This is a genomic window from Phenylobacterium sp., assembly GCF_016124325.1.
Classification (GTDB): domain Bacteria; phylum Pseudomonadota; class Alphaproteobacteria; order Caulobacterales; family Caulobacteraceae; genus Phenylobacterium.
The window spans coordinates 1-22019 of record NZ_WGNY01000009.1 but is presented as its reverse complement, the minus strand read 5'-3'; the positions used below and the strand labels follow the sequence as shown (position 1 = coordinate 22019).

20 protein-coding genes and 2 pseudogenes are annotated in these 22019 nt (G+C 69.7%); 17 read left to right on the top strand and 5 right to left on the bottom strand.

Annotation, left to right across the window (positions count from 1 at the left end; translation table 11 throughout):
* The first annotated feature begins 82 nt into the window (after window positions 1-82).
* The 4 genes from GC203_RS04510 (at window position 83) to GC203_RS04495 (ending at window position 4012) form a co-directional block, all read left to right on the top strand.
* Window positions 83-1327, top strand: a complete 1245-nt coding sequence (locus GC203_RS04510; RefSeq protein WP_293451775.1) for an FAD-dependent oxidoreductase — start codon at window positions 83-85, stop codon at window positions 1325-1327.
* A gap of 90 nt (window positions 1328-1417) precedes the next feature.
* Window positions 1418-1738 (top strand): 2Fe-2S iron-sulfur cluster-binding protein, encoded by a 321-nt coding sequence (locus GC203_RS04505; RefSeq protein ID WP_293451773.1) that lies wholly within the window; start codon window positions 1418-1420, stop codon window positions 1736-1738.
* A gap of 455 nt (window positions 1739-2193) precedes the next feature.
* Window positions 2194-3333: a helix-turn-helix transcriptional regulator gene (locus GC203_RS04500; protein WP_293451771.1), complete on the top strand. Its 1140-nt coding sequence runs from the start codon at window positions 2194-2196 to the stop codon at window positions 3331-3333.
* Between the two features lie 163 nt (window positions 3334-3496).
* A complete protein-coding gene (locus tag GC203_RS04495) occupies window positions 3497-4012 on the top strand; it encodes a hypothetical protein (protein WP_293451769.1) in 516 nt (171 codons plus the stop codon).
* Between the two features lie 195 nt (window positions 4013-4207).
* Here GC203_RS04495 and GC203_RS04490 read toward each other — a convergent pair whose 3' ends face one another.
* On the bottom strand, window positions 4208-6529 hold the full coding sequence (locus GC203_RS04490) for a PAS domain-containing sensor histidine kinase (RefSeq protein WP_293451767.1): 2322 nt from the start codon (window positions 6527-6529) through the stop codon (window positions 4208-4210).
* Between the two features lie 112 nt (window positions 6530-6641).
* On the opposite strand from GC203_RS04490, the gene GC203_RS04485 reads away from it, so the two are divergent.
* The 4 genes from GC203_RS04485 (at window position 6642) to GC203_RS04470 (ending at window position 10203) form a co-directional block, all read left to right on the top strand.
* Window positions 6642-7208: a hypothetical protein gene (locus GC203_RS04485; protein ID WP_293451765.1), complete on the top strand. Its 567-nt coding sequence runs from the start codon at window positions 6642-6644 to the stop codon at window positions 7206-7208.
* Entirely contained in the window at window positions 7201-7605 is a 405-nt protein-coding gene (locus tag GC203_RS04480; RefSeq protein ID WP_293451763.1) for a metallopeptidase family protein, read from the top strand. Before GC203_RS04485 ends, GC203_RS04480 begins: the two co-directional genes overlap by 8 nt.
* Window positions 7606-7713: 108 nt before the next feature.
* Window positions 7714-8841 (top strand): ferritin-like domain-containing protein, encoded by a 1128-nt coding sequence (locus GC203_RS04475; protein ID WP_293451761.1) that lies wholly within the window; start codon window positions 7714-7716, stop codon window positions 8839-8841.
* 237 nt (window positions 8842-9078) lie between these two features.
* Window positions 9079-10203: a ferritin-like domain-containing protein gene (locus GC203_RS04470; protein ID WP_293451759.1), complete on the top strand. Its 1125-nt coding sequence runs from the start codon at window positions 9079-9081 to the stop codon at window positions 10201-10203.
* A gap of 9 nt (window positions 10204-10212) precedes the next feature.
* Here GC203_RS04470 and GC203_RS04465 read toward each other — a convergent pair whose 3' ends face one another.
* Window positions 10213-10590, bottom strand: a complete 378-nt coding sequence (locus tag GC203_RS04465) for a VOC family protein (protein ID WP_293451757.1) — start codon at window positions 10588-10590, stop codon at window positions 10213-10215.
* A 126-nt stretch (window positions 10591-10716) separates the two neighbouring features.
* Between GC203_RS04465 and GC203_RS04460 the strand changes: the two genes are divergently transcribed.
* The gene (locus GC203_RS04460) at window positions 10717-11247 is read left to right on the top strand and encodes a lipocalin family protein (protein ID WP_293451755.1); all 531 of its coding nucleotides are present in this window, start codon (window positions 10717-10719) and stop codon (window positions 11245-11247) included.
* A 53-nt stretch (window positions 11248-11300) separates the two neighbouring features.
* Entirely contained in the window at window positions 11301-11747 is a 447-nt protein-coding gene (gene mmcB, locus GC203_RS04455) for a DNA repair putative endonuclease MmcB (protein WP_293451753.1), read from the top strand.
* A 32-nt stretch (window positions 11748-11779) separates the two neighbouring features.
* Here mmcB and GC203_RS04450 read toward each other — a convergent pair whose 3' ends face one another.
* Both GC203_RS04450 and GC203_RS04445 read right to left on the bottom strand, forming a co-directional pair.
* The gene (locus GC203_RS04450) at window positions 11780-12334 is read right to left on the bottom strand and encodes an ActR/PrrA/RegA family redox response regulator transcription factor (protein WP_293451751.1); all 555 of its coding nucleotides are present in this window, start codon (window positions 12332-12334) and stop codon (window positions 11780-11782) included.
* Window positions 12335-12425: 91 nt separating this feature from the next.
* Window positions 12426-13793 (bottom strand): ActS/PrrB/RegB family redox-sensitive histidine kinase, encoded by a 1368-nt coding sequence (locus tag GC203_RS04445; protein ID WP_293451749.1) that lies wholly within the window; start codon window positions 13791-13793, stop codon window positions 12426-12428.
* Window positions 13794-13845: 52 nt separating this feature from the next.
* Here GC203_RS04445 and GC203_RS04440 point away from each other — a divergent pair, with 52 nt between their 5' ends.
* The 3 genes and pseudogenes from GC203_RS04440 to GC203_RS04430 all read left to right on the top strand — a co-directional run bounded on the left by GC203_RS04440 (window position 13846) and on the right by GC203_RS04430 (window position 16675).
* Window positions 13846-14457 carry an SCO family protein gene (locus GC203_RS04440; protein ID WP_293451747.1) on the top strand — a complete coding sequence of 204 codons (612 nt, stop codon included), beginning with the start codon at window positions 13846-13848 and terminating at the stop codon, window positions 14455-14457.
* Between the two features lie 86 nt (window positions 14458-14543).
* Window positions 14544-15785 (top strand): annotated as a pseudogene (gene phaZ, locus GC203_RS04435) (polyhydroxyalkanoate depolymerase); the annotation flags it as partial.
* A gap of 152 nt (window positions 15786-15937) precedes the next feature.
* Window positions 15938-16675, top strand: coding sequence for a SprT family zinc-dependent metalloprotease (locus tag GC203_RS04430; RefSeq protein WP_293451745.1), 738 nt, complete (start codon window positions 15938-15940; stop codon window positions 16673-16675).
* Window positions 16676-16835: 160 nt separating this feature from the next.
* Here GC203_RS04430 and GC203_RS04425 read toward each other — a convergent pair whose 3' ends face one another.
* Window positions 16836-18860, bottom strand: a complete 2025-nt coding sequence (locus GC203_RS04425) for a penicillin-binding protein 1A (RefSeq protein WP_366501442.1) — start codon at window positions 18858-18860, stop codon at window positions 16836-16838.
* A 186-nt stretch (window positions 18861-19046) separates the two neighbouring features.
* Here GC203_RS04425 and GC203_RS04420 point away from each other — a divergent pair, with 186 nt between their 5' ends.
* The 4 genes and pseudogenes from GC203_RS04420 to GC203_RS04405 all read left to right on the top strand — a co-directional run.
* Window positions 19047-19658, top strand: coding sequence for a DsbA family protein (locus GC203_RS04420; RefSeq protein ID WP_293451743.1), 612 nt, complete (start codon window positions 19047-19049; stop codon window positions 19656-19658).
* Window positions 19659-19930: 272 nt separating this feature from the next.
* A complete protein-coding gene (locus GC203_RS04415) occupies window positions 19931-20272 on the top strand; it encodes a hypothetical protein (protein ID WP_293451741.1) in 342 nt (113 codons plus the stop codon).
* Window positions 20273-20601: 329 nt separating this feature from the next.
* Window positions 20602-21156, top strand: coding sequence for a F0F1 ATP synthase subunit delta (locus GC203_RS04410; protein WP_293451739.1), 555 nt, complete (start codon window positions 20602-20604; stop codon window positions 21154-21156).
* A gap of 5 nt (window positions 21157-21161) precedes the next feature.
* A pseudogene (locus GC203_RS04405) lies at window positions 21162-22019 on the top strand (F0F1 ATP synthase subunit alpha); the annotation flags it as partial.

The following is a 22019-nucleotide window of genomic DNA, read 5'->3' as shown; positions in this document are numbered from 1 at the left end:
GCTATGGGAGCATCGGACCCGGCGCCTCGAACTGGGCGCCGGAGAAGTTGACGCTGCCGTCACTTTTGGGCATCGGAGAGATATGAGCGACGCCGCACATGTGGTGATCATCGGCGCGGGCCATGCCGGCGGCACGGCCGCGGCCCTGTTGCGCCAGTACGGACACGGCGGACCGATCACCCTGGTCGGGACCGAACCGATCGCGCCCTACCAGCGCCCGCCGCTCAGCAAGGCCTGGCTCAAGGGCGAGGCCGACGCGGACTCGCTGGCGCTGAAGCCGGTGGAATTCTACGCCGAGAACGACATCGATTTCCGGCCCAGCGTCACGGCCACGGCGCTGAACCGGGGCGCGAAGACCGTCACGCTCTCGGACGGATCGTCGCTGGCCTACGACATCCTGATCCTGGCCACGGGCGCGCGGGCCATCGCCCTGCCGATCCCGGGCATGGACCTGAAGGGCGTGCTGTTCCTGCGCACCGCCGCCGACGCCGAGGCGCTGAAGGCGACGATCGGCCCGGGCAAGACCCTGGCGGTGGTGGGCGGCGGCTACATCGGCCTGGAGGTCGCCGCCTCGGGCCGGGCGCTCGGCGCCGAGGTGTTCGTGGTGGAGCGCGAGCAGCGCCTGCTGGCCCGGGTCGCCTGCGAGACGCTCTCCACCTTCTTCAAGGCCTATCACGAGAAGCACGGCGTCCGCTTCGAACTGGGCGCGACCGTCACCGGCTTCGAGGGCGAAGGCGGCCACATCACCGGCGTGCGGCTGGACGACGGCCGGGTGCTGGCGTGCGACGCCGCCGTGGTCGGCGTGGGCGCGGTCCCGAACGACGAGCTGGCCAAGGACGCCGGTCTGGAATGCGCCCGCGGCGTGGTGGTCGACCTGGACGCGCGCAGCGTCACCGACCCGTCGGTCTTCGCCATCGGCGACGTGGCCCACCGGCCGATGCCGATCTACGACCGCATGTTCCGCATGGAGAGCGTGCCCAACGCCCTGGAACAGGCCAAGCAGGCGGCCAGCGCCATCACCGGCCGGCCGCGCCCGGCGGGCGAGTGCCCCTGGCAGTGGTCGGACCAGTACGACCTGAAGCTCCAGATCGCGGGCTACGCCTTCGATGTCGACGAGGTGCTGGTCCGCGGCGATCCGGCCAACGGGAAGTTCGCGGTCTTCCACCTCAAGGGCGACCAGATCCAGGCCGTCGAGGCGATCAACTCGCCGCCCGAATTCATGATGGGGAAGAACCTCATCCTGAGCCGCAAGCCCGTGGACAAGGCGAAGCTTGCGGACCCGACCGTTTCCATGAAAGAGGTCGCCGCCGTGAGCGCGCCCTCATGACCGGATCCACTCGCGCGGAAGCGTGCTCATTTCAACAAGAAGCCGGGTCCCGCAGGCGGGAACGGCTCGGCGATTAGTGAGGGGCGCCCAATGGCCAAGATCACCTACATCGAACACAACGGCGCCGAACACGTCGTCGACGTGAAGAACGGCCTGTCCGTCATGGAAGGCGCCGTGAAGAACAACATCCCGGGCATCGACGCCGACTGCGGCGGCGCCTGCGCCTGCGCCACCTGCCACGTCTATGTGAAAGAGGAATGGCTCGCGAAGACCGGCGAGCGCTCGGCCATGGAAGAGTCGATGCTCGACTTCGCCGAAGGCGTCGAGGACAACAGCCGCCTCTCGTGCCAGATCAAGGTGACCGACGAGCTGGACGGCCTGATCGTCACCATGCCGGAAAGCCAGCACTGAGGCGCGATGCGCGTCCCGGCGCGAACGCCGGGACCGCCTCCTGACAATCGATACGCAAGTGCGGCCGGACGACCGCCGCGGGTAGACACGGAACCCGCAGCCGCCGCCCGGCCGTTTGTCGGCCGCCTAGACGGCCGACGCTCGCAGGCTGCGGCGGGCGCGCAGCTTTGCCCCGAGTCCGCCGACGCCGACGATCATGAGCGGACGGCTCCCGGGCCCCGGCGCGACACCGGCCGACACGTGGGAAATCCGCATTCTCCGCTCCATCATGCGTTGGGCCGTGGTCGCGCAGCAGGAGTTCCGCATTGCGTTCCTCGCCCCGCGCGGTTGAAATCCTCGTCACCACCGCGGCGACTTGAAGCGCAGGAAAAGCGGTTCGGCGGACGGGCCATAGGTGCAAATGGACTGTTCCGGCCGGCCGAAATGCGTCGACTTGCGACGGATCGGGGGCGGGAATGGACGAGGCGAGCGTCGGACGCGTCCTCGACCTGGCGTACGGCGCCGCGGTCGATCCCGAGCTGTGGCCGGGATTCCTCGAAGCCTTCGCCGACGCCATGGGCGGCGCCAGCGCCGCGCTCGTCTGGCAGGACCAGCGATCGCGCCGGGGCCAGGGGCTCGCCGCGCGGCTCGATCCCGGCGTGCTGCCCACCTACTTCGGCGCGTTCGCGACCCGCCACCCCAGCCAGCGCTGGCAGAACAGCCCGCGCGACCGGGTCCGCCATTTCGTTCCGCACATCGTCGCCGACGACGACGCCATGCCGAAGGCCGAGCTGGTCCGGACCCCGTTCTACAACGAGTTCATGCGCCCGTTCGGCCTCCACTCGGTGCTACGCCTCGGCCTGACCGCGCACGGCGACGACGCCGCCTTCCTGATGGTCTCGCGGACAGCCCAGAAGGACCGCTTCGGCGAGCCTGCGCTGGGGCTGGCGCGCCGGCTCCATCAGCACGTGATCCGCGCCTTCGACCTCGGTCAGAAGGTCGTCGCCCAACAGCCGCGGCGGCTCGCGGGCGAGGCCGGGTTGGCCGCCTCGCCGCACGCGCTGTTCGTCGTGGAGGCCGACGGGCGGGTGCTCTACGCCAATCCCGCCGCCGAGGCGCTGATGACGGCCCGGATCGGCGTGGGCGTCGTGGGCGGGCGCCTGTCGGCGGCGTCCTCCCGCGCGACCCAGCAACTCCACGGCCTGATCGCCCGCGCCGGCGCGGCGACGCCCTGGGAGCGGAGGGGCGGCGCCATGACCCTGATCTCCCTGGCCCGCCGCCTCCCGATCCCCGTCTCGGTGGCGCCGCTCCGCGCGGAGGCCTCGGTCGCGATCCGCCAGGCGCCCACCGTGCTGGTCTGCGTGAACGACCTGGAGACGCCGCGACGGCTGTCGGAGGAGCGCCTGCGCGACATCTTCGGCCTCAGCCCGGCGGAGGCGCGGGTCGCGGCCGCGCTCTTCGAGGGCGACACGCCGCGCGAGGCGGCCGAACGCCTGGGGATCAGCTTCTACACCGTGCGCGGCCACCTGGTGCGCATCTTCGAGAAGACCGGCGTCAGCCGCCAGGCGGAGCTGACCAAGCTGCTGGCGGCCGCCGGCGATCCCTGGATGATCTAGAGCCCGTCAGGGTGAAGTGGATACCGGTTCACCCGCCCGGACGGGCTCCATATGCTTGAAGATCGAGCCTTCCCGGATCAGGTGATCCCACCTGATCCGGGAAGGCTCTGAGGACGCGCGAAGGCGCCTTGTTGTCGTCGCTCTGAACGTCCAGCTTGGCGCCATGCCGTTCTCCGCCTGGCTCCTCTTCGCCTCCCTGGCCGCCGCCGCCGATCCGCCCGCCCAGCCCCACGAGGTCCAGGGCGTCGTCGTCGCCCCGGTGACCGAACCGCCGCGTCTGGTCGGCAGCTTCCCGGCGGCGGGACAGGCCGTCGCACCAGGCGTCCTGGTGCTGAAGCTGACCTTCGACCAGAAGATGCTGGAGACGGGCTTCGACCTGGCGCCCGCGGCCGGCGGCGACGCGCCCGACTGCCTGAAGACGCCGCGGCTGCTGAACGACGCCAAGACCTTCGTCCTGCTGTGCACGACCAAGCCGGGCCACAGCTATTCGATCGCCCTGAACGCCGCCCCCGCGCCGGACCGCGGCTTCGCCAACATCGGCCATACGCGGGCCGCGCCGGCCACGCTCGCCTTCACGACAACCTCGGCCGATCCGGTGCGCAAGCTCGAGGACGCGATGAAGACGGCCAGCCTCGACCCCCGGATGGACAACCCGATCGAGACCGCGCCGGAGAACTGAGGGACGCTGGCGAGCGTCTCCCCCCCGTGTGTCATCCCGGTTTGCGCCGTAGGCGCAAGACCGGGACCCATGAGCACGATCGGTCGCAAATATGTCCGGGCGTCGCCGCCGCAAATCGCCTCCAGCATCGGAGCTTATGGGTCCCGGTCTTCGGCTTCGCCGAAACCGGGATGACACGGTGGGAATGAGGCCGCCTTAGCTCGCGAAGCCCAGCTCGGGCTGGCTGACCGCGTGCGCCTCTTCCGGCAGGTGGCACGTGAAGGTGGCGCCGGCGCCCGGCTCGCTCTCCAGCGCCACCCAGCCGCCATGGAGCTCGGTGATCGCCTTCACCAGCGCCAGGCCCAGGCCCGGACCGCCGCGTTCGCGGCCGATGAAGCGGTCGAAGATGTGCGCCTGGACGTGGAACGGGATGCCCCGGCCGGTGTCGGAGACCTGGAGCTGCACCTCGCTCAGGCCCTTGCGCGCCGCCAGCGTCACCGTCCCGCCCGGCGGCGTCTGAGCGATGGCGTTCTCCATCAGGTGGTCGAGCACCTGGGCGAGCCGGCGCCGGTCGCCGCGGATCACGCCCACCTCGTGCGGCCGTTCCAGGACGAGGGAGACCTTGTGCGGCTCGGCCTCGGCGCGCCAGCGGCTGGCCACGTCGATCAGCAGGTCGGCCACGTTCACCTCGGCGAGATCGAGCGCCATCTCGTCGGCGTCGATCTGGGCCATGTCGAGCACGTCGTCGATCGAGCGGGCGAGCTGGGTGGCCGCCGCCTTGACCGACGCCGCATAGCCGCGGGCGCGCTCGGGCAGACCGTCGCCGGCGTGCTCCAGCAGTTCGGAGTAGCCGATGATCGTGGTGAGCGGGGTGCGCAGCTCGTACGAGACATTGCCGACGAAGTCGCGCTTCAGGCGCTCGGCCTCGCTGAGCGCCTGCTCGCGGTCGGTGAGCGCGCTCTGCAGGCGCCGCGCGTCGGTGACGTCGGTGAAGGCGATCAGGGTGGCGCCGTCGGGCAGCGGGCGGGTGCGGTATTCGATGATCCGGTCATCGGAGGTCTGCGCCTCGCCGGTGATCGGCATGCGGGCGGCGGGATCGGGATCGGCCACCCGGCCCTTCAGTTCCTTCCAGAACGCCATGTCGTGCAGCTTGGGCACGCACAGCTCGACCACCCCCTCGAAGTCGCCGGCCGCCTCGAGCTGCAGCGGGGTGATGTTCCAGAACTGCTCGAAGCTCTCGTTGTGCAGGCGCAGGCGGCCGTCCGAGCCGAACACCGCCACCGCGTCGGACAGCTTGTCGAGCGTGGCCTGCTGGACCTGGATGAGGGCGTTGTACTGGGCCTTCATCTTCAGCTCGCCGGTGATGTCGGCGAACAGCAGCAGGAGGCCTCCCATGGGGTGGGCCTGGCGCACGACGCGCAGCGTGCGCCCGTCGGGCAGGCTCCACATGTCGTCGGGCTGGGCTTCCAGCTGTTCGTAGCGGGCGAGTTCGGCGGCCTTCCACTTGGCGTAGTCGGCCGTCTCGGGCAGGCGGCGGCGCTGGCGCAGGCGGTCGAGGATCTCGCCGTGGGTCGGCCGCTCGGTGAGCCAGGCCGGCTCCACCCCCCACAGCTCGGCGAAGGCGGTGTTGTGGAAGCTCAGCCGCTTGGCCCGATCGAAGATCACCACGGCGTCGTCGATGCGGTTGAGCGTTTCGTCGTGGGCCTCGACGTTGCGCTTGGTCTCCTCGCGGGCCTCCTCCAGGTCGGTGACGTCGTCGGTCCAGACCCCGACGCCGCCGCCCTCGAGAGGCTGGGCCGAGATGAGGAAGGCGCGGCGGCGGCCGGCGAGGCTGAGCCAGCGCACGGCCTCGCGCCGCTGGCCCATGTTGGCCGCCTCGCTGGCGATGGCGTCGGCTCCGCGGTCGAAGGCGACGCCCCGGCGGGCGGCCTCGTCGAGGCTGCCGGCGTCGACCGCCTTCAGCCAGGCGGCGTTGACCCAGACGGGGGACCCGTCGGCCGCCGCGATCCAGGCCGGATTCGTTCGCGCGTTGAGGAAGGCGACGAAGCGCGGCGCGGTGGGCAGGCCCTGGTCCTCGCCCAGCACCGCCGAGACCCGCAGCCAGGCCAGCGCGCCGGCCGCGCGGCCCTCGACCGTGACCACGCCGGCCGGTCCCTTGACCTCGAAGGCGCAGGCCTCGCCCCGCTCGAACAGGCCGCGCAGGCGCCGCGCATGGTCGGGATCGGCCCGCATCAGGGCGTTCAGCACATATTGCGGATCGGCCTGCGCCAGGCCCAGGGCCTCGCAGACCACCGACAGGCTCTCGCCGCCCGAGGCCAGCAGGGCCTGGCCGTCCTCCACCGCCAGCAGGGCGGAATCGAAGGCCTCGGCCGAAGCCTGGGCCGCCTCGGCTCCGACTTCGAGCTGGCGGATGCGCGCGTTCAAGGCCGCCACGCGCCGGTCGGCCGCGCGCCGTTGGGCCAGCGCCCAGAGGACGGCGGAGAGCGCCAGGCTCACGGCGCCGGCCGCCGCCGCCAGCATCAGTTCGTGCGCGTTCATCGACGCCCCGGCGAATCAATCCCCGCCAGCTTAGGCCGCGAAGCTCGCCCTCGCACCCTGCACCCCGCGCCGGGCGTTCTATCGGGCGGACTTTTCAGCGAGAATGCGCGCGATGACCGCGATCCTCTACCCGGTGGCGACGAACGCCGAGCTGGCGCTGGCCCGGCCCCTGGGCCGCGCGGCGCGCGAAAGCGAGGCCCGGCGCGCGGCCGACGAGGCGGTCGCGTTCGCCACGGACCTCACCGGGCCGGCCTTCGCCACGCGCGAGGCGGCGCTGGACGCCTATGCGGGGCGGTTGGAGGACGAGCGCACCGGCGCGGCGCCCGAACCGCAGGACCGCTACTGCACGCTGGTGGAGCGGATCGCCGAGGACGCGGCACGGCCGCGCGCCGTGGAGCCCGCCTACGCCGACGGCCGGCGCTGGCCCGAGCCGCCGAAGCCGCCGCGGACGGTGTGGCGCCTGGCCGTCTCGTATTGGCGGATCGGAACCCCCGACCGGCCCCTGGAGGCGCCCCAGGCCCGCGATGCGCGCAAGGCCGGCCGCGACCTCGACCCCGAGACCCTGCGCGCCATCGCCCGCGCGCCCCTGCGGCCCACGCGCCCGCAACGGGCGCTGGACATCGGCCTGTTCGAGACCCGCCCGCCGGAGGCCCCGCATATCGTGATGCCCGATGAGTGAGATGTTCGGCCGCGCGCCGTCGCTGGAGGACATCGCCGCCCTGGCCGAGCAGGCGTTCGCCGCCCTGCCCGAGGGGTTCCGCCGGCTGACCGGCGACGTGATCTTCCGTGTCGACGATTTCCCGCCCGACGAGGTGCTGGACGACCTGGGCATCGAGGATCCGTTCGGCCTGACCGGGCTCTATTCCGGGGTCGACCTGTCGCAGCGTTCGGTGATGGAGCCGTCGCCCGAGCCCAGCCGCGTCTTCCTCTACCGCCGCCCGATCCTCGACGAATGGGCCGAGCACGGCGAGATCACCCTGGAGGAGCTGGTGACCCACGTGCTGGTCCACGAGATCGGCCACCACTTCGGCCTGTCGGACCCGCAGATCGAGGCGATCGAGGCCGAGACCGGCTGAGCCGGCGCGTGCGGTAAACGCGCGTTTACAAAAGTGACGCCACCGTCACTTTCCTTGACTGATCGCTGTTGAGACCGCATCCTAACTGCAACTAGGCAGGAGGAAGCCATGGCCGCCGACGGCAACATCACCAAGGACATCATCTACGACGCCGTCGCGCCCGACGACTTCGAGTCGATGCTGGAGCTCGACCGCTACAACGCCCGCTCGACCGCCTTCGACAAGATCATCTCGGCGACCCACGACCACTTCTGGGACCCGCTGGACACCAAATACATCGACTTCTCCGAGCCGTTCGACATGGAGAACGAGATGGTGATCCCGGAGGACATGGTCGTCTCGCTGCAGACCAAGTACGTCTCCGACCGCCTGTCGGACCGCAAGGACCGCGTCCGCTTCGTCAACCAGTTCGCCCTGCGCAGCTTCTCCTCCATCCTGCACGGCGAACAGGGCGCGCTGAACCTGTCGGCCAGCCTCTGCCACGTGCTGAAGGACCAGGGCGCGCAGGAGTACGCCGCCAACCAGACGCGCGAGGAAGCCCGCCACGTCACCGCCTTCGCCAAGTACATCAAGGCCCGCTGGGGCCGGCCGGTGGAATGCGGCCCGACGCTGAAGGCGCTGCTGGTCGACATCATCCACTCGCCCGAGGTCTACAAGAAGATCATCGGCATGCAGATGCTGGTGGAGGGTCTGGCGATGGGCGCCTTCGCCACCTTCTTCAAGGTGACCAACGACCCGCTCTGCAAGAAGCTGATGCAGCTGGTGATGACCGACGAGGCCTTCCACCACAAGTTCGGGAAGATCTGGGCCGACCGCACCATCCCGCACCTGACGGAGAAGGAGCACGAGATCATCGAGCTCTGGGCCGCCCAGTGCTTCCAGACCCTGCTGTTCAACCTGGTGGGCCCGAACCAGCAGCGCAGCCTCTACGAGGAGTTCGGCCTGGACCCCGACATGGTGATCGCCGAGCTGGCCGAGATCATCACCGACGAGAGCCGCCGCGAGGGGATGAAGGAGCAGACCAACATCTTCCGCGTGCTGGTGAAGACCCTGCTCAACGCCGGGATCATCACCGACCGCACCAGGGCCTTCTACGCCATGTACGTCGATCTCGACGAACTGCGGAGCGAGGGCGAGGCGATGGTGGGCGACGAGATCGCCGAGGAGGGCATCCGCTACCTCCAGGAGATCAACTTCGCCGACAAGGCCAAGGAAGTCCTGATCGCCGCCGAGTAGGCCGCGCGCGACAGCATCGTTGTTTCTTCGGAGCCTCCGCGAAAGCGGAGGCTCTGTCTTTTGCGGCCACGGGTGACAGCGCCGGCCGAGCCACCGACGACGGGCCCCTCTCTCGCGCGCGACCCGGGCGCGCCCGGGCGTCCCGCGCTTTCGTGTTTTTCGTGGTTTGACCGTCGGCGCTTCCGGGCGGACACTTATCGGCGTTCAGGTCCGCGGCAGACGGACCAGGAGGATCGAATGGCCGACGGCAACATCACCAAGGACGTCATGTACGGCGCGGTGGCGCCCGACGATTTCGAGTCGATGCTGGAGCTCGACCGCTACAACGCCCGCTCCACCGCCTTCGACAAGATCATCTCGGCGACCCACGACCACTTCTGGGACCCGCTGGACACCAAATACATCGACTTCTCCGAGCCGTTTGACCTGGAGAACGAGGCGCTGCTGCCCGAGGACCAGGTGCCGCTCCTGCGCCTGCCCTACGTCGACGAGACCCTGACCGATCCCAAGGCGCGCGTGGCGTTCATCAACGGCATGCAGCTGCGCAACTTCTCCTCGATCCTGCACGGCGAGCAGGGCGCGCTGAACCTGTCGGCCAGCCTCTGCCACGTGCTGCTCGACCAGGGCGCCCAGGAATACGCCGCCAACCAGACCCGCGAGGAAGCCCGCCACGTCACCGCCTTCGCCAAGTACGTGAAGGCCCGCTGGGGCCGGCCGGTGGAATGCAGCGCGGCGCTCAAATCGCTGCTGATCGAGATCATCGAGGCGCCCGAGGTCTACAAGAAGATCGTGGGCATGCAGATGCTGGTCGAGGGCCTGGCCATGGGCGCCTTCGCCCACGGCTACCGCTTCAACCGCGACCCGCTGGCGCGGAAGCTGTTCCAGCTGGTGATGACCGACGAAGCCTTCCACCACAAGTTCGGGAAGATCTGGGCCGACCGCACCATCCCCCAGCTCAGCCAGGCCGAGCGCGACCTGGTGGAGGACTGGACCGCCCACTGCGCCCAGAAGCTGTTCTTCGACCGCGGCGCGCCCGACCAGATGGCGGCGATGTTCACGCCCTACGGCCTCGACCCCGAGCGGGTGACGGCCGACATCATCGCCCGGCGCAAGGCCCGCGACGCGGACCGCAAGATCCGCAGCGAGACCAACGTCTTCCGGGTGCTGATCAAGACCCTGCTCAACGCCGGCCTGATCACCCAGCGGACCCGCGGCTTCTACGCCATGTACGTCGACCTCGACGAACTCGCCGGCGAAGGCGACCGGATGGTGGGCGACGACATCGCCGAGGACGGCATCCGCTATCTCCAGGAGATCAATTTCCTGGGCGGCGAGCGGCGGGCGCCCGTCGCGGCGGAGTAGACCGCCGGCCTATTTGCGCACGAAGGCGCACAGCTTGTTGCCGTCGCAGTCGCGGACGTAGGCGGCGTAGAACACCGGATCCATGCCCTCGCGCACGCCGGGCGGGCCCTCGTCGGCGCCGCCCATCTCCAGGGCCGCGGCGTGGAACGCGTCGACCGCCGCGCGGTCGGGCGCATGGAAGGCCAGCATCGCGCCGTTTCCGGAGGTGGCCGCATGGCGGTCGAACGGCCGCGTGAGGAAGAAGCGGCCCCGGTCGCCGGCCCGCGCATAGCCGGTCCAGGTCTCGCTCGTCGTCTCGCGCGTCGCGCCCAGCGGGGCGAACACCCGGTCGTAGAAGGCGACGGCGCGCGCCATGTCGTTCACGCCCAATGTGGAATAGGCGATCATTTCGTAGGCCCTCCCGTCCCGGCATCGGGCGCCCGGTCGCAATCGCGCCCATCTCTCCCTATATGGCGCGGCCTGGCGTCGACGCGGCGTTCAAATGTTCACCATTTTACGATATTGCGCTGCAACATGGCTCGCCTTCTGCCCCTCGCCGCGATTCTCGCCGGCCTGATCCTCGCGCCCTCGGCGGCCCTCGCGGCCCCGGCGCAGCCCGCCCGTCACATCGACCTGACGCAGATGATGGGCCGCTGGTACGAGGTCGCGCGCGTGCCCAACCAGTTGCAGACCGGCTGCGAGGCCGGCGCCTCCGACTGGACGCCGGCGGCCAAGGGCTTCGCCGTCGTGCAGTCGTGCCACAAGGGCAGCCCCAGCGGCCCGCTCACCACCTGGAAGGCCAAGGCGACGGTCGCCGACCCGCACACCAACGCCAGGTTCCGCATGAGCTTCTTCGGCGGGATCGTCAGCCAGGACTATGTGGTCCTCGACCATCGGCCCGAAGAGGGCTGGCTGGTGCTGGCCACCGCCAACGGCAAGTACCTGTGGCTGATGTCGCAGCGGCCTACCCTGCCCGCGGCGATCCAGCGCCAGGCGCTCGCGCGCATCCGCCAGCTGGGTTTCGACGTCGGCCGGCTGGAATTCCCCTTGCCCATGGGCGACTGAGCCCCGGACACGGCCCCCTTGCCTTGGGAACGTAGCCGGAACAAGACTTGCGGATGGACCAGCCCGCCGCACCCTCCCGGCCCGAGACGACCGCCGCCGTCACGCGCGGGGCGGCGCGCCTGCTGATCGACCTGGGCTACACGCCTCTGGCCGAGGTCACCCTGCCGAACGGCCGGCGCGCCGACCTGATGGCGCTGAGCGCCAAGGGGCAGATCTTCATCATCGAGGTGAAATCGGGCCTGGAGGATTTCCGCACCGACGGCAAATGGCCGGAATACCGGCCCTACTGCGACGCCTTCGCCTTCGCGGTGGCCCCGGAATTCCCGCGCGACATCCTGCCCGACGAGCCCGGCCTGATCGTCGCCGACGCCTTCGGCGGGGCGATCCTTCGCGAGGCCCCTGTGGAGACGCTCGCCGGCGCCCGCCGCAAGGCGCTGACCCTGGCCTTCGCCCGCCTGGCGGCCCTTCGCGCGGCCGGCGTGGCCGTCAGCGAACTCTGACCCTTTGACGACCGAGCCAGCCGGGACGCGCTTCAGCGCGGGGCGCGCTTGGCCAGGATGCGCTGGAGGGTCCGCCGGTGCATGTTGAGCCGCCGGGCCGTCTCCGAGACGTTGTGGTTGCACAGCTCGTAGACCCGCTGGATGTGCTCCCACCGCACGCGATCGGCGCTCATCGGGTTTTCCGGCGGCGACGGCGCGTCCCCCTTGGCCAGCAGCGCGCGGACCACGTCGTCCGCGTCGGCCGGCTTGGAGAGGTAGTCGACGGCCCCCGCCTTCACCGCCTGGACGGCCGTGGCGATGTTGCCGTAGCCGGTGAGCATGATGATCTTGGCGTCGGGCCTCGCATCGCGGACCGCCTCTACGACTTTCAGGCCGGATCCGTCCTCGAGCCGCATGTCGAGCACGGCGTAGGCCGGCGCGTGCGTCCGAACGGCCGCTATGGCCTCGTTGACGCTGCCGACCAGGGTCGGTTCGAAGCCACGCTGTTCGAGCGCCCGGCCCAGGCGCGTCCGCAAGGGCGCGTCGTCGTCGAGCACGAGCAGGCTCTTGTCGGGAAGGGCGGTGACTTCAGCGGAGAGGTCGGTCATTCCGTCGACCCTCTGTCGAGGGCTCCCTCGCTACTAGGTGCGACAGAATGCCGCAATTTTGTCAGAATGTTCAAGCGCGGTGCGATTATCTTCAAGCAACCTCCAGTTCGCTTCGCGACCAACGCGCCGTGACGACGGCGCCGCGCGGTTTGCCGTTGAAGAAGCTCACTTCCGCCCCGGTCCGTTCCAGGAGCGTCTTGGCGATGAAGAAGCCCAGGCCCATGCCGACGTGGCCCGTCCGCGAGCCCTCGGCGCCCGGCCGGGTGGTGACGTAAGGCTCGCCCAGCTTGGCCAGGATCTCCGGCGAGAAGCCGGGACCGTCGTCGCGCACCTCGATGGTGATGGTGTCGGCGTCGAACCGGGCCGACACGAGGATCTCCGACTTCGCGAAATCGACGGCGTTCTCCACGAACGTCGAGAAGGCGTGGATGATCTCGGGCATGCGGCGGATGTCGGGCGTCTTCACGTCCTTGGCGCCGGTGACGATGGCCTCGACGCGCACCTCCCGCGAGGCGCCCGTGTGATGCTCGATCACCTCCTGCACCAGCTGGCGCAGCGAGAGGCGTTCATGGACCTCGTCGGAAGCCTTGTCGGGGGTCGCCGCCAGCCGGCGCAGGATTTCGCGGCAGCGCTCGGCCTGGGCGATCAGCAGGTCGGCGTCGTCCTTCACCGCCGGGGTCACGGCCTCGCGAGACATCTCCTTGGCGACGATGGAGATGGTGGCGAGCGGCGTGCCCAGCTCGTGCGCCGCCGCGGCCGCCAGGGCGCCCAGGGCCGAGAGCCGCTGTTCGCGGGCGAGCACCGCCTGGGTGACGTCGAGGGCCAGCGCGATCCGCGCCGCCTCCACCACCGACTGGCGCACGAAGCCGGCGATGAGCGCGATCCCCGCCACGTTGGCGGCGCCCGAGATCAGCCGATACTCCAGGTCGAGCCGCGGCTCGGGGGACGCCGACGGATAGCCCAGCGAGACCACCGCCAGGGCCACCGACATCACGGCGGCGAGCCCGCCCAGGATCAGCAGCGGCTGCAGCGGCAGCGTCGCCGCCGCCAGGGTCACCGGCGCGATCAGCACCAGGATGAAGGGGTTGGCGGTGCCGCCGATCAGGCTCATCAGCGCCGACAGCTGCAGGATGTCGAGCGACAGCTGGGCCATCGCCTCCCGGTCGCCCAGCACCCGCTGGCCGGGCCCCGACATCGCCGTCAGCAGGTTGATGAACGCGCCCGCCGCGATCACGGCGGCGCAGGGCGCGTAGGGCGCGTGATAGCGCATCGCCGCCATGGCCGTGAGCAGGGCGATCTCGCCCACGATCACCATCCAGCGAACCGAGGCCAGGGTGCGGACGCGCAGATGGCCGCGGCGAATCGCGCCGGTGTCCCAGACATCCTGCTGGGCGTTGTCTTGCGCCGCCGGGATGGCGGCCTTATCGAGGTCGGGGGCTGGAGCGTTCTCGCTCGCCACGGCTGTTCAGCTTCCCGCGGCGGCAGGCCCGCCGGCAGCAAAGGAAACACGCATGTCCAGGCGTATTCTGGCGCTTATCGCGGTCCTCGCGCTCGCGCTCGCCATCCTCACCGGTCTCGCCGTTCGCAAGGGCGTGCTTGGCGATCAATCGCAAAGCGTCGCCGTCGGCGGCCCCTTCCAGCTGGTCGACACATCTGGACATACCGTCGACCAGGATCTGCTGAAGGGCAAGTGGAGCGTTGTGTTCTTCGGCTTCACCCACTGCCCGGACGTCTGCCCGACCACGCTCTTCGCCCTTGGTCAGGTGGAGCCGCTGCTGGGCTCCGACCTGAAGGACTTCCAGACCGTGTTCATCTCGGTGGATCCCGAACGCGACACGCCGGAGCAGATGAAGGCCTATGTTTCCAACGACGCGTTCCCGAAGAACCTCGTGGGCCTGACGGGCTCGACCGACCAGGTCGCCGCCGTCGCCAAGGCCTATCGCGTCTTCTACCAGAAGCAGGTCAGCGGCGACGATTACGTGGTCAACCACTCGTCCTACAGCTACCTCATGACGCCCAAGGGCCGGTTCGCCTGCGTGCTGCCCTACGGCGCGACGCCCGAGCAGACGGCGTCCAAGATCGAAACCGCGATCAAGGCGGGACCCGACGCGACCAGCTGCTGATTTGCTGCGGCGCCGCGTCCCGTTGTCCTTGCGGACCCTGTTAACGTCCCCCATGGTATGTTGCAGCGCACAAGGTGGGGTCCCGCATGCTCTATACCCTCTATGAAGCCGGCTACTACGCCGCCTCCCCCCTGCGTCTCGCCGCGCTCGCCGCCCGGGACTTCTGGAACTCGCCGCTCAATCCGGCGGCCGACACCGAACTGGGCCGGCGGCTCTACGCCACGTCGGACCTGTTCGCGAACCTGACCCGGCGCTACGGCAAACCCGCGTGGAACATCGACAGCGTGGCCATCAACGGCCGCGACGTCCGCGTGCGCGCCCAGGAGGTCTGGTCGACGCCCTGGGCCAAGCTGACCCACTTCTCGCGCGACATGAGCGACCTGCGCCGCGCCGGCAAGACCGAGCTGGAGCCGGCCGTCCTGATCGCCGCGCCGCTCTCGGGCCACTACGCCACCCTTCTGCGCGGCACGGTCGAGGCCTTCCTGCAGGATCACGAGGTTTTCATCACCGAGTGGTCCAACGCGCGCGACGTGCCGTTCATGGACGGGCGCTTCGACTTCCACGACTACATCGACCACATCCGCGACATGCTGCGCGTGCTGGGGCCGCGTCCCCACGTGGTGGCGGTCTGCCAGCCGGGGCCGCCCGTGCTGGCGGCGGCCTCGCTGATGGCCGAGGATCGCGAGGAGAGCCGGCCGGCGTCGATGACCTTCATGGGCTCGCCGATCGACGCGCGCCTGTCGCCCACGGTCACCAACAAGCTGGCGGAGGAGAAGCCCTTCGCCTGGTTCGAATCCAACATGATCTACAACGTGCCGCCGCCCTATCTGGGCGCGGGCCGGCGCGTCTATCCGGGCTTCGTGCAGCTCGCCAGCTTCGTCTCCATGAACCTGGAGAAGCACCAGGAGGCGCACCGCCGCTACCTGGGCCACCTGATGGACGGCGACGGCGACAGCGCCGAGAGCCATCTCGCCTTCTACGACGAATATCTGTCGGTGCTGGATCTGACCGAGGAATTCTACCTCCAGACGGTCGACGTGGTGTTCCAGCGCTATCTGCTGCCGAAGGGCGAACTGACCCACCGCGGCCGCCGCGTGCGCCCCGAGCGGATCACCGACATCGGCCTGCTCACCGTCGAGGGCGAGAACGACGACATCTCCGGCATCGGCCAGACCCAGGCGGCGCACCGCCTGTGCCTCAGCCTGCCGATCGAGATGAAGGAAGACTACATCCAGCCGCACGTGGGCCACTACGGCGTCTTCAACGGCCGCCGCTTCCGCGAGGAGATCTATCCGCGGGTGCGCGACTTCATCCGCCGCATGGAGCCGCTGGCCAAGAAGGCGCCGCGCACGCGCAAGGCCGCCGCCGCGCCCGAGCCGGAAGCGCCCGCCGCCGAGGTCCGCGAAGGCGCCGAGGTGGTGCCGATGCGGCCGCGCACGGCCAAGGGCTGAACGCGCAGACTCAGACTAGACTGGGCCGCATGAGTTTCCTCGGCCGCGCCTTCGCCGACGGCGACCGGCTCGAGGTGGCCGGCGCGGCCGTCCGCCTGAAGGTCAACCGCCGGGCCAGCCGGGTCTCCCTGCGCCTGGACCGCACCCGCCGCGAGATCGTGGCCACCGCCCCTTCCCTCCGCCGCCTGCCCGAGGCGGCCGCCTTCGCGCACGAGCGGGCCGGATGGATCGCCGAGCGCCTGGCCGAACTGCCGCCGCCCGCCCCTTTCGCCCCCGGCCAGCTCATCGAGGTGTTCGGCCGGCCCGTACGCCTGGAGCAGGCCCCAGGTCGGGCGCGCTGGGTCGAGCCCGTCGACGGCTCCACGCCGCGCATCTGCGCCATGGGCGAGGGCGAAGGCTTCGCCCGCGCCGTGATCCTCGTCCTGAAGAAGAAGGCGCTGGAGGTGCTGGCCGCCCGGACCGCGCACTACGCCGAACGCCTTGGCGCGCCGATGCCCAAGGTGTCGGTGGCCGACGCCAAGTCGCGGTGGGGCTCGTGCAAGCCGGGCCTCCGCGGCGCGCCGGGGGTCATCCGCTATTCCTGGCGGCTGGCGCTGGCCCCGTTCGAGGTGGCCGACTATGTGGCCGCGCACGAGTGCGCCCACCTGCGCGAGCTGAACCACGGCCCGAGGTTCTGGGCCCACGTGCGCGCGCTGGTCGGCGACGAACGGCGTCACCGCGCTTGGCTGCGCGCCCACGGCGCGCGCCTGCACGCCTTCGGACGCTAGGCTTCATCCTTGTCCGTCATCCCGGACGGAGCGCTCGCGAAGCGCGGAGATCCGGGACCCAGCCGTACGGCGTTGACGCGGCGCATATTGCAGCGTCGAGGTCTGAGCTGCTGGGTCCCGGCTCGGCGCCTCGCGCGCGAGGCTTGGCCGGGATGACGGGTCAGAAGGGCGGGTCGTCGGGGCGGCGCTGGCGCTGGGCGGGCGAGCGGGTGTCGACGGGCGGTGGCGAGGCCTGGGTATCGTCGTGGCCGCCGCCGAACAGGCCCGCGACGCCCTGGAGGATCTGGTCGATCGGGCTCTGGCGATACTCCTCGGGGATTTCGCCGCCGGGAATGGGCTCGACCTTCAGCCGCGGCAGGGCGGCGGTCATGTAGTCCTTCCAGATCCCGGCCGGGGCGCCGCCGCCGGTGACCCGCTTCATGGGTTTGTTGTCGTCCTTGCCCACCCAGACGGCCGTGACGAAGCCGCCCGTGTAGCCGACGAACCAGGCGTCGCGGTAGTCGCTGGTGGTGCCGGTCTTGCCGGCGAGATCGTAGCCGGCGACGTTGGCCCGGCCGCCCGTTCCGCCGCCCGACACCACCGCGCGCATCATGGTGACCATGTAGGCCAGCGCCGGCTGGCCGATCACCGCCTGGGGCCGGGGACGGTCGACGTTGTGGTCGTAGAGCACGCGTCCGCCCGCGGTGCGGATCCGTTCGATGCCATAGGCCCGGGCGAGATAGCCGCCGTTCGAGAACGGCGCGTAGGCCTGGGCCATCTCCAGCGGGCTGACCTCCACCGCGCCCAGCGCCATCGAGGGGTCGAGCTGGATCTGGGAGGTGATGCCCAGCCGGTGGGCCGTGGCGGCGACGTTGGCGGTGCCCACCTCGTTGGCGAGACGGGCGGCCACGGTGTTGATCGACTCCTTCAGCGCCTCGGCGATGGTGATCGGGCCGAGGTAGCGGTTGGTGTAGTTGTGGGGCTCCCAGTTGCCGATCTTGATCGGCTCGTCGACCACCGGGGTTTCGGGCGTGCGGCCGGCCTCCATGGCCGTCAGATAGACGAACGGCTTGAACGCCGAGCCGGCCTGGCGCCTGGCCATGGTCGCGCGGTCGAACTGGGTCTGGAGGTAGTTGGTCCCGCCGACGTAGGCGCGCACGCGACCCTCGCCGTCGATGGAGACCAGCGCCCCCTGTTCGACGCCCTGGCTCTTGGCGGCTTCGACCCCGCGCCGCAGCGCCTGCTCGGCGCTGGCCTGCAGCGGCAGGTCGAGCGTCGTCTCCACCACGAGATCCTCGGTGGGTTCGCCCACCAGGCTGCGCACCTGCTCGTCCGCCCAGTCGGTGAAGTACTGCGCCCGCTGGTTGGCCAGCACCGGGTTGACCCGCACCTTGGTGCGGATCGCCTCCGCCCGCTGCTCCGGGGTGATGAAGTGCGCCTCGACCATCTCGTTCAGCACCACCGTGGCGCGCCGCGCGGCGCGGTCGGTCGAGGCCACGGGCGAATAGCGGGAGGGGCCCTTCATGATCCCGGCGAGCAGCGCGCTCTCGCCCAGGGTGAGCTGCGAGGCGGGCTTGCCGAAGTAGCGCTGGGACGCCGCCTCGATGCCGTAGGCGCCGGCGCCGAAATAGACCCGGTTCAGATAGAGTTCGAGGATCTGCTTCTTGGAGAACTTGGCCTCCAGCCAGACGGCCAGGATCAGCTCCTGCGCCTTGCGGCGGTAGTTCTGGCTGGGGGTGAGGAACAGGTTGCGCGCCAGCTGCTGGGTGATGGTCGAGCCGCCGCGCAAGGGACCGCCCTGGCCCTTGTGCTGGATGTTGTAGATGCCGCTGCGGACGATGCCCCACGGGTTGAACCCGAAGTGCCAGTAGTACCAGCGATCCTCGATGGCGATGAACGCCTTCGGCACGTAGGGCGGCAGCCTGTCGAGGTCGACGGGCGGGGCGTACTGGCTCCCGCGCACGGCGATCAGTGCGCCCGACCGGTCGAGGTAGGAGATCGAGGGCTGGCGTTCGACGTCGTAGAGCCGCGAGGTGTCAGGCAGGTCGACGGCGAAGACCGCGAAGAAGGCGACGACGAAGATGACGCCCCAGACGCCGACCACGAGCGTCCAGTAGAGCAGCGCCTGCAGCGGGGAGCGGCGGGAGCGCGGAGGTCGGGGCGGGCGTTCGCCGCGCCCGCGGCCCGGCGGCTGCGCGTTGGCCATCTGTACGTCGTCCTAACGTCCTTGAGAGCCGCCCCGGCCGACCCCTCGAATATCGCAAGGCCACGGAACCCCAAACATGATTGACGGGAGATGAACACATTGGCCGCAGGCGCCTTCCATCGCCGGCCGTCTTCGGCCAAGTTGCCCGCCCCGCCCGCAAGCCGCGGGCTTTCCAGAGGACGAGTGATGGCGCGGACGAAACTGGCCCTGACGGCGGCGTTGATGATGCTGGCGGCCGCCTGCGGACAGAAGGCGACGTCCTCCGGCGCGCTGCCCGACGACATGACCCTGGGCGACTCCAAGGCCAAGGTGACGGTGGTGGAGTACGCCTCGGTCGGCTGCCCGGTCTGCGGCCGCTGGGCCAACGAGGTCTTCCCGGCCTTCAAGACCAAGTACGTCGACACCGGCAAGGTGCACTTCGTCTATAAGGAGATGCTGGTCGGGGGCGGGGTCGAGGTGACCGTGGCCGCGTCAGGCTTCCTGCTGGCCCGCTGCGCCGGCAAGGACAAGTACTTCCCGGTCATCGAGTCGATCTACCGCAACCAGGAACAGGCGTTCCAGCAGCCCCGCGAAACCCTGCTCGACATCGCCCGCTCGGTCGGGATGAACGACGACCAGTTCAACAAGTGCATCAGCGACGAAGCCGCGGTGAAGGCGCTGAACGAGCGCGTGGACCAGCACGCCAAGAAGGACGGGATCAATTCCACGCCCACCTTCGTGATCAACGGCAAGCAGATGGAGCCGGGCTACCACTCGCTCGAGGAGATGGACGCCGCCATCACCGCCGCCGGCGGCTAAGCCGCCAGGACGGAGCCGTCCTTTTCCGGATCGGGCGGCGCCGTCCGATCCGGAAGGCTCCGGCGGATTTCGGGGCGCCGCGGCCGAGGTCTGCATTTTCGCATAGCGGCACAACCAAAATAGCTGTAGCCGGCTTGATCTTAACACCGTTATCTTAGCGGTGCTTAGTTCTCCGTGCGCCAAGGGAGGGGATACCCGAGGCGATTCAACGCGGCGGACCGGGCCGGTACTCAATTCTGACGCCGATCACTCCCCGAACGCTGGAGGGCTCAATGAAGCTCCAATTCCTTGCGGCCTGCGCCGCCCTCGCCACCCTCACCGCCGGATCCGCCATGGCCGGCGAAGCCGTCACCGCCAAGCTTTCGGCGCCCGTCGCCGAGAAGGTGAAGTTCATCGCCGGCGGCGCGATGTTCAACTGTGAAGCCGACACCTGCGTCGCCGCGGCGCCGACCTCGCAGACCTTCGCCACCTCCACCTGCAAGACGATCGCCGACAAGGTCGGCGTGATCACCTCCTTCGAAGGCCGCAAGGCGCTGGATGAAGCGCGCCTGGCCGACTGCAACGCCAAGGCCATCGCGAAGGCCGGCGGCGAGACCACCCTCGCCAAGCAGTAACAAGCTCCCAGCAGCTCCAAGTCGAGCTTCTGTCTGCCTGGCCCGCGGGGTGCGCCCCGCGGGCCTTCTTTTTTGGCCCTCCCGCCGTCGAACTGGGCCCCGGGCGGCGAACGGCCCGATTTCCCTGGAGACGGGCGGATTTCCCTAGAGGAAGATGGCCGCCCTCTCGGTTGCGACGCACAACATCGCGTGCTAGTAGGCGCGCGGCTTTGGGCCGGGGGCCAGATCGGACCCCAGGACCGATGTGCTTTTTTCAAGCGCTTTCAAGCCTTTAGCCGCAGCGGAAACCTCCGTTCGCGGCACGTGAAACGCGACCCGGGCGGATAAGAGTGGCGGACGACTCCTCTGTAGCGAATGTGGCCTCGAGATACGCGCAGGCCCTTTTCGACCTTGCGACCGAGCAGAACCAAGTCGCGGCGGTTGAATCCGACCTGAAGTCGCTCAAGGCCGCCATCGCCGATTCGAAGGATCTGCGGACGCTCCTGGCCTCGCCGGCGTTCAGCGCCGAGGACAAGGCCAAGGGCCTCGCCGGCATCGCGGCCAAGGCCCGGTTCAACGCCACGACCAAGAAGGCCCTGGGCCTGATCGCCGCGAACGGCCGCGCTTCGGCCTTGGCCGCCGTGATCGACGCCTTCGCCAAGCTGTCGGCCGACGCGCGCGGCGCGGTCTCGGCCGAGGTCACGACCGCGATCCAACTGACGGCCGCCCAGTCCAAGGGCGTCGCCGCCGCCCTGCGCCAGGCGCTGGGCAAGGACCCTGAGATCACGACCCGCGTCGACCCCGCCATCCTCGGCGGGATCAAGGTGAAGGTCGGCTCCCGCCTCTTCGACGCTTCGCTGAAGTCGAAGCTCGACTCCCTGAAATTCGCCCTCAAGAGAGCGTAAGAACAATGGACATCCGCGCCGCCGAGATTTCGGCCATCCTCAAGTCGCAGATCGCCAACTTCGGCGAAGAAGCCGATGTTTCCGACGTCGGTTCGGTGCTGAGCGTCGGCGACGGCATCGCCCGCGTGTACGGCCTCGACAACGTCCAGGCCGGCGAAATGGTGGAGTTCCCCTCCGCCGGCGTGAAGGGCATGGCCCTGAACCTCGAGCGCGACAACGTCGGCGTCGTGATCTTCGGCGAAGACCGCGCCATCTCGGAAGGCGACGAAGTCCGCCGCCTCGGCGAGATCGTGGACGTCCCGGTCGGCAAGGGCCTGCTCGGCCGCGTCGTGAACCCGCTGGGCGAACCGATCGACGGCAAGGGCCCGATCCAGAACGTGGCCGAACGCCGCCGCGTGGACGTGAAGGCCCCGGGCATCATCCCGCGCAAGTCGGTGCATGAGCCGGTGCAGACGGGCCTGAAGGCCATCGACACGCTGATCCCGATCGGCCGCGGCCAGCGCGAGCTGATCATCGGCGACCGCCAGACCGGCAAGACCGCTGTGGCCGTCGACACCATCCTGAACCAAAAGTCGGTCAACGCCGGCGACGACGAGAGCGCCAAGCTCTACTGCATCTACGTCGCCATCGGCCAGAAGCGCTCGACCGTGGCCCAGATCGTCAAGACGCTCGAGGAGCGCGGCGCCCTGGACTACACCATCGTCGTCTCGGCGACGGCCTCCGCGCCCGCCCCGCTGCAGTTCCTGGCCCCGTTCGCCGGCTGCGCCATGGGCGCATGGTTCCGCGACAACGGCATGCACGCCGTCATCATCTATGACGACCTTTCGAAGCAGGCCGTCGCCTACCGCCAGATGTCGCTGCTG